11 protein-coding genes and 1 pseudogene are annotated in these 14098 nt (G+C 69.1%); 5 read left to right on the plus strand and 7 right to left on the minus strand.

Features of this window, described 5'->3' with window-relative positions; all coding sequences use genetic code 11:
* Positions 1-46: 46 nt before the first annotated feature.
* A complete protein-coding gene (locus AB5J53_RS32595) occupies positions 47-1396 on the plus strand; it encodes an MFS transporter (RefSeq protein ID WP_369249186.1) in 1350 nt (449 codons plus the stop codon).
* A gap of 104 nt (positions 1397-1500) precedes the next feature.
* Here the strand turns inward: AB5J53_RS32595 and AB5J53_RS32600 are convergent, their stop codons facing one another.
* Entirely contained in the window at positions 1501-2106 is a 606-nt protein-coding gene (locus tag AB5J53_RS32600; protein ID WP_369249187.1) for a TetR/AcrR family transcriptional regulator, read from the minus strand.
* Between the two features lie 136 nt (positions 2107-2242).
* Positions 2243-3112 carry a WD40 repeat domain-containing serine/threonine protein kinase gene (locus AB5J53_RS32605; protein ID WP_369249188.1) on the minus strand — a complete coding sequence of 290 codons (870 nt, stop codon included), beginning with the start codon at positions 3110-3112 and terminating at the stop codon, positions 2243-2245.
* 351 nt (positions 3113-3463) lie between these two features.
* On the opposite strand from AB5J53_RS32605, the gene AB5J53_RS32610 reads away from it, so the two are divergent.
* Positions 3464-3718 (plus strand): hypothetical protein, encoded by a 255-nt coding sequence (locus tag AB5J53_RS32610; protein ID WP_369252957.1) that lies wholly within the window; start codon positions 3464-3466, stop codon positions 3716-3718.
* A 24-nt stretch (positions 3719-3742) separates the two neighbouring features.
* Here AB5J53_RS32610 and AB5J53_RS32615 read toward each other — a convergent pair.
* Positions 3743-3949, minus strand: a pseudogene (locus AB5J53_RS32615) (helix-turn-helix domain-containing protein); the annotation flags it as partial.
* 539 nt (positions 3950-4488) lie between these two features.
* Here AB5J53_RS32615 and AB5J53_RS32620 point away from each other — a divergent pair.
* Both AB5J53_RS32620 and AB5J53_RS32625 read left to right on the plus strand, forming a co-directional pair.
* The gene (locus tag AB5J53_RS32620; protein ID WP_369249189.1) at positions 4489-5760 is read left to right on the plus strand and encodes a glycoside hydrolase family 3 N-terminal domain-containing protein; all 1272 of its coding nucleotides are present in this window, start codon (positions 4489-4491) and stop codon (positions 5758-5760) included.
* 591 nt (positions 5761-6351) lie between these two features.
* A complete protein-coding gene (locus AB5J53_RS32625) occupies positions 6352-6819 on the plus strand; it encodes an SAM-dependent methyltransferase (RefSeq protein ID WP_369249190.1) in 468 nt (155 codons plus the stop codon).
* Positions 6820-7508: 689 nt separating this feature from the next.
* On the opposite strand, the gene AB5J53_RS32630 is transcribed toward AB5J53_RS32625, so the two are convergent.
* From AB5J53_RS32630 to AB5J53_RS32640, 3 genes are all read right to left on the minus strand, one after another.
* The gene (locus tag AB5J53_RS32630; protein ID WP_369249191.1) at positions 7509-8060 is read right to left on the minus strand and encodes a GNAT family N-acetyltransferase; all 552 of its coding nucleotides are present in this window, start codon (positions 8058-8060) and stop codon (positions 7509-7511) included.
* 526 nt (positions 8061-8586) lie between these two features.
* Positions 8587-9279, minus strand: coding sequence for a hypothetical protein (locus tag AB5J53_RS32635; protein ID WP_369249192.1), 693 nt, complete (start codon positions 9277-9279; stop codon positions 8587-8589).
* A 299-nt stretch (positions 9280-9578) separates the two neighbouring features.
* Positions 9579-10376: a maleylpyruvate isomerase family mycothiol-dependent enzyme gene (locus AB5J53_RS32640; protein ID WP_369249193.1), complete on the minus strand. Its 798-nt coding sequence runs from the start codon at positions 10374-10376 to the stop codon at positions 9579-9581.
* A gap of 1048 nt (positions 10377-11424) precedes the next feature.
* Between AB5J53_RS32640 and AB5J53_RS32645 the strand changes: the two genes are divergently transcribed.
* Positions 11425-12687, plus strand: coding sequence for a PQQ-binding-like beta-propeller repeat protein (locus tag AB5J53_RS32645; RefSeq protein WP_369249194.1), 1263 nt, complete (start codon positions 11425-11427; stop codon positions 12685-12687).
* Positions 12688-12987: 300 nt separating this feature from the next.
* Here AB5J53_RS32645 and AB5J53_RS32650 read toward each other — a convergent pair whose 3' ends face one another.
* Positions 12988-14058 carry an MBL fold metallo-hydrolase gene (locus AB5J53_RS32650; protein ID WP_369249195.1) on the minus strand — a complete coding sequence of 357 codons (1071 nt, stop codon included), beginning with the start codon at positions 14056-14058 and terminating at the stop codon, positions 12988-12990.
* Positions 14059-14098: the final 40 nt, after the last annotated feature.

The following is a 14098-nucleotide window of genomic DNA, read 5'->3' on the forward strand; positions in this document are numbered from 1 at the left end:
CGCCGACCACGCCTGCCACAAGGCAGCTACCTACGCGGAGCCCCCGTTGCCCAACACCGATGTCACACCCGTCACGCCCGCCCACACCGCCGAGACGAGCCGGAGGCACAAACGCCGGGCGTGGACTGTCACCGGGTTGCTGGTGGTCTTCATGATGGTCAATTTCGCCGACAAATCCGTCCTCGGACTGGCAGCCGACCCGATCCGCCGCGACCTCGGCCTGTCGGCGACCGGCTTCGGACTGGCCAACAGCGCGTTTTTCCTGCTTTTCTCGGTCTGCGGCGCCACGGTCGGGCTGCTGTCGGACAGGGTGCGGGCGCGGTGGCTGCTGCTGGGCATGGCGCTGCTGTGGTCGCTCGCCCAGACGCCCATGGCCCTGGGCGGAGGACTGGTCGCGCTGGTCACCTCGCGGATCGTGCTGGGGGCCGCGGAGGGGCCTGCCTTCCCCGTGGCCCAGCACAGCGCCCTATCGTGGTTCCCGGACCGTGAGCGCAACCTTCCCGGCGCACTGATCAACATCGGCGTCACCCTCGGCGTGGTGGTCGCGGCCCCAGGGCTGACCTGGATGATCCAGCACCACGGCTGGCGCTCCGCCTTCGCCGCCGTCGCGATCGCGGGCGGGGTGTGGGCGGCGGGCTGGGCCCTTTTCGGCAAGGATCGGGAGGCCGAGACGCCGACCGGGACCCAGGCCGAGACCCATGGCGAGGCCAGTGGCTGGACCGCCGTTCCCCGCTCCGGCAGCGCTGACGAAGAGACCTCGCCTGCTCCCTCGTACCGGCGCATCCTGGGCACCGGCACCTGGATCGGCGCCACGATCGGCTACTTCAGCACCTACTGGATGATCGCCCTGTCACTGGTGTGGGTGCCCTCCTACCTGCACGACGGCCTGGGCTACTCCGCCACCACCGCCGCCAACCTCGTCGCCGGGATCTGGGCGATCAACGCCATCGCCCTCCTCGGGCAGGCGGGAGTGACCGGGTGGCTACTGCGACGCGGCGTGACAAGTCGGTGGGCCCGTGCCCGTGTCGGCGGCATCACTCTGCTGGCCTCCGCGCTCGGCTGCGCGACCCTTTCGCAGGCCACGCGCGGGCCGATCATCGTGCTGCTCCTGCTCGTCGGCTTCGGCCTGTGCGGGGCGATGTCGACCATCGCGGTCACGACCGTCGCCGAACTCGTCCCTGCCCGCCGGCGCGGCGGCGCCCTCGGCCTGATGAACGCCGTGGTCACCACGGGCGGCCTGATCGCCCCCGCCCTGACGGGCTACCTGGTCGACATCCAGGGCAGGGCCGGCTACCAGCACGCTGTGCTCCTTGCGGCCGTGCTGCTCCTGCTGGGCGGCACGGCAGCAGTCACCCTGATCGACCCGGCCCGCGACGCGCGTCGCCTGTCCTCATGACAGCCGACGCCGAGCGCTGAGCCGGCTGTCCCGTCCCACCGGGCCGATGGGCCGATGGGCGCAACGGTGGGGTGCGACCCCGGAACTCTCCAGCCCGGCAACGCTCAGGTTGCCGGTTGGCCGACCGCCCGAACGACGAGGTCGACCAGATCGTCCACGAAGCGCGCGTTGGGCAGTTCGCTTTCCGCCAGCAGGCGGTACACCAGCGGCGCCGCCACCAGCGTGGCGGCCGACCGGATGTCGATGTCGGGCCTCACCTCGCCGCGGGCGATGCCCCGCTGAAGGACGGTGCGCGTCTCGGCCATCATCCGGTCGGTGTATTCCGCGTACTCTCCCCGCGAACCGCCCTCCTCGGTTGCAGTGGCGATCAGTTCCGCCAGCAGCCGGGCCGTGCCCGGCAGCCGGTACGCCGTCAACCGCGCGGTCAGTACCTCGCGCAGTTCGGCGCGAATGTCACCGAGGTCCGGCACCGAGAGGGGGCCGATGCGTGTCTCGGCCGCCGCGATGATCAGGGCCTGCTTGGAGGGCCACCGCCGGTAGATGGCGGGCTTGCTCACCCTGGCACGCGCGGCCACCGCGTCCATCGTGACCGCCTTCACGCCCTGCTCGGTCACCAGCTCGATGACCGCCTCAAGGGTGTCGTCCGTGACACGCTCCTGTCGCGGTCGCCCCGGCCCACGTTCGGCCTTCTGTGTCTGTGCGCCGACCATGCTCCAGAGAATACGGGGCGCTGAAAAAAACGGACCCGAGACCCTGGGGCAGTGCTTGGTGGGCGATGAGCGGTCGGCTCCGGCCCCGTACGACTTCGCTCCCCCCAGTGGCTTCCTACGTTCTCTTTGTTGCCGATCAGGCTGGTGCGTTGTTCGCGGTCGGCCACGTCCCACAGCCCTCCTCACCGCTGCCAACGGCGAGTGTCTTGCCGTCCGGGCTGAACGCCACACTGTTGACCGTATTGGCGGGGTCGCCGGGGATCCTGGCGACCTGCCGGCGCTTGGCCACGTCCCACAGTCCCACCTCCCCCCTGTCCGTGCCGATGGCGAGCAGTTGGCCGTTGGGGCTGAAAGCGAGACAGGGGACCCCGACCACGGTAGTGCCGGATTTTTCGCGCTGGGTGAAGGTGGCGCGTCGCTTGCGGCTGGCCACACCCCACAGCTGCACCCTGCCGTCCCCGCCGGCGGCGATGGTCCGCACGGGTTCGGGGCAGTCGTCGAGGTCAGGAGCCTGTTCCAGGATGCGGTACGTCACGCTGTGGTGGCTGCCACCGCCGAAGGCAGGCCGTCCGGTGGCGGCGAAGCGGGCGACGACTCCGAAGGCGAAGACATCGACGGCTTCGGTGACGGTCTGCCCCTTGATGTATTCGGGCGCCATATACGCAGGCGTCCCCGTAAGCATCCCCGTGCGGGTCACCGACGTGACGTCCGTGGCCCGGGCGATGCCGAAGTCGATGACCTTGGGCCCCTCGGGGGTGAGGATGATGTTGGAGGGTTTGAGGTCACGGTGGATCACGTCAGCGGCGTGGATGGACTGCAAGGCCTCGGCCACATGGGCAATCAGTCCCACAGCCGCGTCGACCGGCAACGGTCCGCATTCGGCCACCGCGTCGTGCAAGGACGGCCCGGGGACGTAAGCCGTGGCCAGCCAGGGCTCGTCAGCCCGCAGGTCCGCATCGACCACCGGCACGGTGTAGAGGCCCTGGACCCGCCGGGCCGCGGCCACCTCCTGCTCGAAACGCTTGCGGAAAACCTGTCGCCCGCATACTCGCGGTGTGCGACCTTGACCGCCACCGCGCTACCGGCCGGAGTACGCCCCAGGTAGACGTGGCCCATTCCCCCTGCGCCCAGTTACGCCTCCAGCCGATACGGTCCGGCCTCGGTGGGATCACCAGGACCGAGTGGGCGATGCGGCGGAGGGGTTGTCGGCCACCCCGGCTGTTCCCGTCTGGCGGGCGGAACTGCGGGCGGACCATAGCCCGGTTGGGACATGCCGACTGTCACCCCTCGCTGGTCTGCCACCCACGCCGCGCCATCCGCTGCCTCACACAGCGCTGGATCTCAGCGGTTCCCCACCATGACCCGTCTCACCGCCCAGGCCCGCGACGCTCCGAGCGAGCAGCGTAAGGGAACCCGCCGCGCCCGAACAGACCTGTCCGGTGTCCCGGAGCCGGAGGTCGCCGCCCGCGAGGGCCACTCGGTCGACGTCCTTCTGAAGATCTACGCCAAGTGCGTCGACGTCCAGAAGAAGCCCCAGAGGCCCGTTCAGATTGCGCTACAAGCTGCGGAGCGCTGCAGTCGTCCGCGTCCGCTGCGGTCAGCGATGCTGTAACTCGCCGCCGGCGTCCGTCGGTCGCTACCCCGCGTGGGTGCGACGGGCGGTGCCGAAGCGACGCTGGTAGGCAGCGGGACTGATGGACAACTCCCGCGCGAAGACGCGTCGGAGACTCTCGTAACTCGGGAATCCGGCCAAAGACGCCGCCCGTGTCGCGGTGTGCCCCTGGTCGAGCAGGGCCTTCGCGATGTCGAACCTGATCGACTCGACGTACCGGGCCGGTGTGGTGGAGGTCTTCTCGGCCGTCTATGTCATCAGTTGCGCCGCAAGCGCGAGAACAGGGGCCAGTCACCGCGCACCGGCAGCCCCCTTGAGGCAGGTGGAACACCTCGCCAGGCAGACGCCGACCCTGCCCGCCTCGCCGCCACGCGCCGAAATCCCCCCAACAGCTCACACGCCGCCCCACACCTTTCCCTCCCGAAGTGAGCGCCTGGCCAGTAGGAGGGAGGATGGCGTGCTCAGGGGGTGCAGGCCGCGCTGGGAGCCTGTCCTGACCTGCCGTTTCCCGGCCTGAGGGCGCCCTCGCCCGACACCCCGTCCCACGGTGAACTGCGCTGCGACCTGGGTGAAGCGCGCTCGAAGGCAAGTCCTGACTCACATCGGCTGGACTTTCGGGCGGCTCCGAGGCGCGAGATCCTGTTACTCCGACCGTGGACCAGCGAACAAATGCGGGCTGGTGCGCGTCTCACGCGTCGTAAAGCCCACCTCATGCTCATACGCCCTCAGCGCGACGGGTACCGTCGCGCCTTCCGGAAGGAGGCCGGGCGATGAAGCTCCTGTCGTACCGTGACCGCAGAAGCGCGACACCACCGCCGCGGCTCCCCGGCCGGGCCAGGAACGCACGAAGACTGAGCACTGCTGCCGCCGTGGCGGCGATGCTCCTGGCGGGCTGTGGCACGAGCACCCCCAAGGCGGCCCCGCACTCCAGTGGTCCCGGCGTGTCCCCCGCCCCGCCCGCCACGCCTTCCCCCTCCGCTTCGTCCGTCGCTCCGGACCTCACCGCCGCCACCGCGTGCACCAACAGCTCAAAGTTGGCCGGGTGGTCGAACCGCCGGCTGGCCATGTTGACCATCGCCGTCCCGGTGTCGGAGACCTCGGTGTCCGACGTCACCTCCGAGGTGAGCGCCGGTGCGGGCGGTGTGCTGCTGTTCGGCAGTAAGGCGCCGTCCGACCTCGGCTCCCGGCTGACCGCCCTGAAGTCCCATGTACCCGGCCACCTGGGCCTGCTGGTGATGACCGACGAGGAGGGCGGCGGCATCCAGCGCATGGCGAACCTCGTCGGATCCCTGCCCTGGCCCGCATACATGGGCACACACTGGACCCCGGCCCAGATCCAGCAGAACGTCACGAAGGTCGCCACCAAGATGGCGGCCGCCCAGGTCAACATGGACCTCGCGCCGGTGGTCGACGTAGACGGCAGGAACGTGGCCCCCAGTCGGACCAACCCCGACGGATGGCGGTCCTTCAGCGGCAGCACCTCGGTGGTCTCCAAGGACGGTGTCGCGTACATGAACGGGTTGCGCGCCGGACACGTGATACCTGTCGTCAAGCACTTCCCGGGCCTTGGCGGCTCCAGCTACAACTCCGACTTCGGCCCCGCCCACACCCTGCCCTGGTCCACCCTGCAAAAGGTGGGCATCCCGCCGTTCACAGCGGCCATCAAGGCCGGTGCCCCGGCCATCATGGTCTCCAACAACATCGTGCCGGGCCTGGGCACCAATCCGGCGAGCCTGTCACCCACCGCCATCAGCTACGAGCTGCGCGGCAAGCTGGGATTCAAGGGGCTGGTGGTCACCGACTCGCTCAGCGCCAAGGCGATCTCCGCCGCCGGCTTCAGCGTCCCCGCCGCCGCCGTCCAGGCCCTGCGCTCCGGCGCCGACATGGTCATGTTCGACCTGGGGAGCAACGTCAGCTCCCAAACGTCCTCGATCGCCACGGCGATCACCAACGCGGTGGCCGGCGGACACCTCGCCCGCAGCCGCCTCATCGACGCGGCGGGGCACGTCCTGGCCGTCCGGCACGTGAATCTCTGCTCCTGAGCGCGAGCGGAGCGCAAGGAGCTCTTGGCTCACCCGACTGCCCAGTGGGAGGCGCCCCTTGATGCCCCACAGGTGTGCGTGGTTGTCCCGCCGGTGTACGCAGGCGTTGTCACGCAGTCAGACACGCCCACGGCAGGCGTGGCACGAGCTTCAGTCGCCCGCGAACCACAAGTAACTGCCTGGGGTGGCCGCGCAATGCTCCAGCATCGTTGCGAGGTCGTCCAGTGCGGCGAGCTGACGCTCATCACCGCATCGTTGCCTTAGATCGTGGACCCCCCGGAGGGCGGCGGCGGACTCCTGCTCGTTCATCAACGTATCCCCGTACGGATCGACGGCAGTGAGCCTCCCGGATACTCCAAGGAGCTGGAGCGAGCCGAGTGCATCGGACAGCGCGTCGCCGTGCCCGTAGGAACCCCGCAGGAGTGTGGCGCGGGACCTGCGCCAGTTGTTGAAGGCCGGCCGTGATGAGTGCAGCTCCAGATCAATCCCCACGCTTCATGATGCACACGCTGTGCTGCTGCACAGCCACAACTGACCGACGGCGGCCGTGACGGCGGTGTCCGCCGCTGTCCGTGGGGATAGCCTCTAGCCATGCCGCGCTTCGAGATCACACCGATAGGTACGGTCCGGAACGACAGGACGGATGTCCAGCACACGGACAACTGGGGTGCCGTCCGCAGCACGATCACCATCGACGAGCGCTTCGGCGAGGCGTGCCTCCAGGGTCTGGAGGGCTTCTCCCACGTGGAGGTCCTCTTCATCTTCGACCAGTTCCCGGAACACGACGATTACCGCGAACCCCGCCCCTACCGCGGCCGCTCCGACCTCCCGTCCGTTGGCGTATTCGCCGGCCGCGGCCCCCGCAGACCGAATCGCATCGGGGTAACGAGCTGCTCTATCGAATCCGTCCACGGCCGCGAATTGACGGTGGTGGGCCTCGACGCGGTCTCGGGCACCCCGGTCATCGATCTGAAGCCGACGATGGCGGAGTTCCGCGCGGTGAACATCAAGCAGCCGGAATGGGTCAGCCGCCTGATGTCGGAGTACTTCCAGCCGTAAGCAGGGCCTGGGGGCATGCTGTTGATCGGGCCGCGCTACGCGGTGATCGGCTCATGGCCACCGGCCCTATCCACATGTGGGCGCGCGTCGGCGCAGCGCGGGCGGAGCGGGACGGAGGCAGGAGCGGCGCCCGCAGCGGAGCCGGGAAGCGCGTGGTGGACTTACGTGGGAGGGATGTTGTGCACGCTACGCCGAAGGACTTGGCCTCGAATCAGCCGGGGGATGCTGAGCGTGTGACTGGCCGCCGGCTCAACGGACTTACACGCCACGGGTGGTACGTGCTGCGTGCTGTCCAGTGGGGGAGCGGCGCCGACACTGATCACCTGGCGATCGGGCCGCGGGGGTTTTCACTGTCAACTCCAAGCGCCACAAGGGGAAGGCAGTTTGGTCTGGCAACACGGCCATCACGGTCAATCGTGCACCCACTCGCCACATAGCCATCAGCCGGCATGAGGCTCGACATGCCTCGCGAGCCCTGTCCAGGCAATGTGGCACGGACGTGCCTGTGCGCCCGGTGATCGCTGTGGTCCACGCGGCCAAGCCGTGCCTCCCGTCATGGTCCTGTCGGCCGATCAAGTTGATGGGACGCTGTCCGGACTCTCGCCCACTCTCTCCAGAGACCGGATCGAGCGCATTTACGCAGCGGCGCGCAGCTCCCGGACATGGGCGCAGGAGTGATCGCGCCTGGCTCAACCCGACGGCGTGACCGAGGACCACTCGCCGAACCACTGCTCGGCGCCGTACTCCTCGAACCGCTCCACCTCGGTGAACCCCAGCTTCGCCGCGAGGCGCATCGAGCGGGCGTTGGCGGTCTGGGTGGTGAGCACCACCGGCTCGCCAGGAAGCGCGCCGGCGAACCAGTCGAGTGCCGCTGCGCACGCCTCGGCGGCGTACCCGTACCCCCACGCCTCCGGCAGGAACATGTAGCCGAGCTCGGCCTCGCCGCCCTCCGGCCGGACGTGACCCGGACGCTCCGCGTCGCGCCGATCGAGCAGCTGGATGAAGCCGATCATCGCCCCGTCGAGTTCGACCACGAAAAAGCCAGGGCGCCGCCCAGGCACCTCAGGCACCACGCGCTCGAGCTCGTCACGCGGTCGAGCGCCACCGACATAGGTTCCCACCTCCGGCGAGGCGGACAGCTCGATGCACACCGCACGGTCCCGCGCCTCGGACTCACGGAGCACGAGCCGCTCGGTCTTGATCGGGGCAGGTGGCCAGGCGACGGGTCCGAGTCCAGTCATGGCGGGCAACCTAGCGCACGCCCGTGAGAGTGATCCGAAAGAGAAGGCCCAGCGCGCCAGTACCTTGAGGTTCCTGAAACTCACTCGCTGCTCACTCGCGAGCAGTGCGTGACGACGACAAAGAGCCGGACCCAGTAGGACTGGGTCCGGCTCTCGATGTCTGGCACTTTGGCTGGTCAGCGGGTTGATCACGCTGGTCCGGCTTCTGTGCCCCCGGCAGGGTTCGAACCTGCGCACACGGCTCCGGAGTGTTGCGCTGTCAAAGGCCGATATAGCCTTTGACCTGCAACGGAAAGCCACCGAGGTTGTACGGTGGCCCTGGTTGTGTCGCAGGTGTGTCGGATGACGGCTGAGCGGCCCCTGGACACCCCGACCGTCGAAACGAGCCCACCCTGACCGCGAGACGGCGGTCCGAACGGCTTTCGCGCTCCTGGAACGGGGCTGGCCCAAAGGCCCGGAGCCCGACCCCCAGACCGCACGGCCGACCGTGGACAGCGGGTAATTGCTGGTGGCGAATGGCTGGTCATCAATCCAGACTCGGGGACGCGGGAACCCGAACGGCGGCCTGAAGGCAGTGAACGACCCGCCGATGCGTGTCCCCGACCTGGTCCGTGGCGTCCACCTGGATCAGGAGATCCTCGATCTCGGCCATGGCCCGACGGGTGAAGAGGGCGAGTATCCCTTGCTTCTGACTGGAGTTGGACAGCGGAAAGGACGGCCCGAGCACGCGCAGCGAGTAGTCCTCCCCGTGCACCAGCCCCGCCTCGCCAAGCACGGACACGGCGTCGTCCCGGGACATCCAAGCGGACGCGGCCACCCGGGCACCCTGCTGCCGGTCGCCCCGGAGGACAACCCGGTACTTCGGATCGTGGAACTGCGCCGCCGCCCCCGCTCCGTTGACCAGCCGGACCATCCAGGCGAGCGGTTCGGAGAGCTCGGACACCTCAACGACGTATCCCACCCAGCCGATCATCGGCCGTACGGCGGAGGCGTATTGGGCCCGCGCGAAGATGAGCCCGGCGGTGACGGTGGTGGCGGTGGTGGCGGACTGGACATCGAGCAGTTCGAGCTTCCAGGGCCAGGAGTCCCGAGCCGAAGCCGGCACGTTGACCCGCACGACGCTCCACACGAGCACCAACGTGGTCAGACCAAGAAGGATGACCGGAACCTTGAAGAGAGCCGTGTTCCGAAGCACCCGCCGCTGCGGCTCGTTGTCCATGCCTCTCCTGCCCCTGGGGAGATCACTGACGCGAGCGTCGATGGTAGGGGGCGGGGTGTGGGTGCGAAAGGGGGCGGTTGCGGGTGGGGGAGCCCGTATGTCATGCCAAGGAACTGATAGTCCGCGCGGACGCGCTGGCCGTTCACCGCCGCGCTCCAATCAGTGCGGGCGCTCCTTGGTCAGCTGCTTCGCAGCCGTGGCGGTCTGCTCGCTCAGCGGCCCCGAGGCCACCACGGCGTGGCTGTAGCCGTTGGCGGGAGGCATGCCTCGGGGCGTACGAGGTGGCGCATCGTCACGTCCTACTCATCCGGGTCCCACGCGCGGAGCAGGTCGAACAAACCTGCGTCTCCCTCGATCTGCAGGGAGTCCGCCGGGATACGGTCGTACACGAAGAGAACCAGCTCACTGGCCGTGCCGCGAACGGAGACGCCAGCCGCGTTCGGGCCCTCGTCGGCAGCGGCGACAGGCGTCGTGCCGGGCGCGGAGATACGGGTGGAGCGTGCGCCGTCGCCGTCGACCGTGAGGCGCCAGGAGTGACCCTCGGTGGCGTGGAAGTCGAAGGCAGTGGGCTTGTGCGGCCAGGCACTCGTCGTTCCGACGCAGGTGGACAGGAACTCCTCGACACCGTCGAGTGCCACCTCATCCGGCAGCGGCTCCGGGGCACCCACAGTGACCTGGGCGTCGTAGGTGTGCACCGCGATCTGCTGGAGCTGGTGCCGGGCGACGGCGCCACAGGTCTGCGGTGATTGGGACGCACCCCACCACGTCCAGCAACCGCGATCCGGGCCGGCCTCCCGCAGTGCGTCCAGCAACTCCTGCGTCGACGCGGCCAACCAGGCCGGCACGGCCTCGCGCTCCCGAGGCGCAGCCGGGGCGCCCTCCGCTGCGGACTTGGCCGGAGCAGGCCCTGCGGCGACGGTGGCGGCCCAGTCGCGGCGCCCCTCGCCGATGTGCTGCGCGAGATCGAACAGCGTCCACTCGGGGCAGGTCGGCACCTGTACGTCGAGGCTGGGCGCGGAGGCGACCGCGGCGCGGAAGGCGGTCGACCGTTCGTCGATCAGTCGCAGCAGAACGGGGAACTCAAGTGTCGTTGTCACCCTGACTCTCTATCACCGTGTTCCGACAATCGGACAGCGATTTTCACAGCCGCCGCGGGCGGACCCGCACCACCACGGAGTAACGATGAAGGATCCCGCGTCGCGGTAGACCCGCTCCCTCTCTCCAAATATCAGGCGATCGCTCCGCCTGTCGTGGCGGATGGTCCTCTGCAACTGAACCCCTCCCCGAGCGGCGGTCCGCCGGCGGCAGTCACGCTCTGAGTCGCCGGGGCCCGCGGGCTCTGTGGCCGTGCGTAGCTGACCTCTGTCGCAGGTCTATCGCAACCCGTGCGTACCAACGACAAAGAGCGGGACCCAGTGAGACTGGTTCCCGTTCTCTCATGTCGGCATCCGCCCTGGTCAGCACTTGATTTCTGCTGATCCTCGGCCAGTGCCCCCGGCAGGATTCGAACCTGCGCACACGGCTCCGGCGATCGCGGGCCGCGGCCATGAGCACTGGTCACAGTGCTGACGCGTCGCGTCGGTGTGTCGCTTGGCCGCGAATAGGCCGCTTCTCTTCCATTGCCGTTCCCCGTGGCTCCCCGCTGGTTCTGGCACGGGTGCGGCACGGGGAGCTTCTGATCCGTAGCTATGTGCGTAACTCTTGCCGATCCCGCCCAGACCGTGCACCGTCCCGCTCTGGGTGATCGCACCTTCCCGCCGGTCGGTCAGGGTACGGCGCAGCCAGGCCAGTTCTTCCTCAACTTACGTTCACGGACGAGCACCTGCGGCGGTGCCCAACGCGCCATCTCTGAGCAGGGGCAGAGCCGTCGACAACTGTCATCGTCTGTCGTCGTGGGCCGTCCTCGGACAGTGCCGGATCACGGCCCTCGACGCCACAGCCCCGCACTAGGAGCGAGGTTGGGCGGTTGCCGGCGTGACCTGCGGAGACCTGTACTCTTGCCCGGCTCCTGCAGGGGAGGTGAAGATCCCTGAGCCACCGGGTCACGGTGACCAGGGGCAGGGCCTGTGGGGGGCTGTCGTGGCGCAACGGATGAATTTGCTGGGAGAACCAGGGGTGGGACTGCCAGGGGGACCGGGCAGGCCTGTGCCGAGCCACGCGGCCCTGCAGATGGCCCGCGGCCGCGTGTGGGGAGTGCTCTTCCTGCTGGTCCTCGCCGCGACCGTTCAGCTGGTGGACTGGTACCAGTCACGGGACGTGGTCACTGGATCCCACGGCCCCTTTCCCGCCGTGTTCGCCGCCGGGGCCCCGATCGCGCCTGAACGCGTCATACAACGGACGACGGATGACGAAGCTCTGGTCCACGGACTGTCCATACGGCGGACGCGCTCCGGCGTGACGGCGGTGAACCTGCGGACCGGCAAGGAGTACTGGCGCTACGAGCGGCGGGACTCAAACGCCGTTGTGTGTTCGTTCGAGGTGTCGGAACGCACCATCGTGACGGGCTTCGACGACGGGAGGCTCGTCGGCATCGATCTGCGCACGGGCAAGCCGCTGTGGCGCGTAGAGATCCGGCATGACCCGGGCTATCGCTCCGCGGAGCTCGCCGGCGGACAGGCCGTCACCGAGGCACCCGGCGCCGTGCGCGCCTTCGACGAGCGCGACGGCCGGAGCCTGTGGACGGTGAAGACACCTGAGTCTTGTCCCGAGGTACTCGTCTTTACCGTGTACGCCCTGCCGGACCACCTGAGCGTCGTCCCTGTGATCTGCAACGCGTCGAGCCTCGACAGGGACGAGTACAACCTCCTGCTCGGCGTCGACAACCGCACGGGCAAGGTCCTCTGGCAGCAGCGCACCGCGGACCCCAAGCTGACGGTCAGGGGCGACGGGCACACGCTGGTCGCTCCGGACCCGGACCGCCCGCCGACCATCCAGCTGCTCGACGTGAACCGCCAAGGGATCTCTCCACGCGCCACCTTCTGCCCGGATGCGTGGGATGCGGTCGCCTCCGGAGGCGGCACCGTATTGTCGGCCACCGACCCGAAGGACCGATCCGAGGACCACGACACCCTCCTGCGCGCCTACGACACCCGGCACGGACACCTCGCCTGGCAGCTGCGGGCGCCAACCGGCCGGGAGTACGGGATCCCCAAGATCGCCGACGGCCGGGTGTACGTCGTACGCCAGCCATTCCTCGCCGAGGCAGACGCCGGTCGTCGGATCCGCGCCGACCTGCTCATCCTCGACGCGGGCACCGGGCGCCTGCTCCACACCCTACGGCTGCCGACCATCACCGTGCCGGACGACTATGACTACTTCGTGAAGCTCGACGTCCGCGACATCGCCGACGGGGCGGTCAGCATCGGCTGGCGAGACGATGAGGGGGACCTGCTGATCGCCACGGACTGACCCCAACCGCGTGGCGGGTACCTCGCCATCACCCTGCGCACTGGGCCTGGTGGCACGCGACAGTTTTCCCGAATGAGGTCAGCGGAGTCTCAACGGCGAGGTGAGGCTGTCAACGGCCTTGAGAACCGTCGTGGCGCGAGTCACCGTTCGACGCCCTTCACAGAAGGGGACGGTGCTATGCCAAAGCCGGCTGGCTTCCACCGCCCCGGGTGCCATCCGAGGTTCCCCCGGAGCCTGTTCGCGTACCGCCGACGCTGCACTTCCTGTTGCACCGGTTGAGCCGGGACTGCTGAGCCGGGATCAGGCATCACCCGCCTGTGGGGCGCTGAGTGTGTAGGTGGTTCCGACGCTGGTCTGCACCCATGCGTCCGGGAGGGCTGCGGCGAGGGTGTGCTGGGCGCGCCAGCCGGTGCAGTGACCGGGGACGATCAGCTCGGGTGCGAGTTCGGTGAGCGCGGCCACCGTCGGGCCGATGACCGGCTCGAAGGCGGGGCCGATCAGGTGGAATCCGCCGATGAGGGCCAGCAGTTTGCTGACGCCGGTCAGCCTCATGGCGTGCCGGATGATGTTGACCACTCCGGCGTGGCCGCACCCGGTGATGATGACAAGTCCCCGGCCGCGCACGTTGATGACGAGGGCCTGGTCGTCGATGACGGCGGGGTCGTGTCGCCAGCCGTTCCCGTCCCAGGCTTGGTGTGCCTGCGGCATGCCGTGCTCGAACTCGGTGACGCGGTCCACCTCGCCGGTGATCAGGATGCCGCCGGCCAGCAGCGACGGCTGCCGCCGCTCGATCACCTCGAACCCTTCGCGTTCCAGGGCACCCCGTGACAGCGTGGGCATCTCCAGACCCTGACCGGCGGGTAGTTCCAGGCGGCGGCGGGTCCAGACCGCGGGGTGGACGGTCAGCGGCAGGCCGGAGCGCCCGCGGAGCCGGGCCAGGCCGTCGAAGCCGCCCGCGTGGTCGAAGTGTCCGTGGCTGAGCACGACGCCCTGCAGGCCGCCGACATCGATGCCAAGACGCTCGGCGTTCACCGCCAGCCCGTCCGGCGACGCGCCGGTATCGAACAGCAGCGTGCTGCTCGCGTTCCCGCTTTGGACGGTGACCAGGGCAGAGAAGCCGTGCTCGGCACGCAGCCCCGCGAGGGCCTCGCCGCCGGCGAACTGCCGCGCGGCGGTCCGCCCGGCGCCGATCGACGCCCGGGTGACGCCTTCGGCAGAGGCCAGCAGGGCGTCGAAGGTGTTGTCGACCATCGTCGTGACCCTGACCTCGTCGACCTCGGGCAGCGTCACCGGGTCAACAGCCGGTCCCTCCACGACGCGAGGCGCTGACCACGCCGCCTCGGCCGCCGAGTGCCCGTGATCGTCGCACATGCTAGAAAGCGCCTCCCCGCCGATACGACCGACCAGGGAA

The sequence above is a fragment of the Streptomyces sp. R41 genome (assembly GCF_041053055.1).
Taxonomy (GTDB): domain Bacteria; phylum Actinomycetota; class Actinomycetes; order Streptomycetales; family Streptomycetaceae; genus Streptomyces.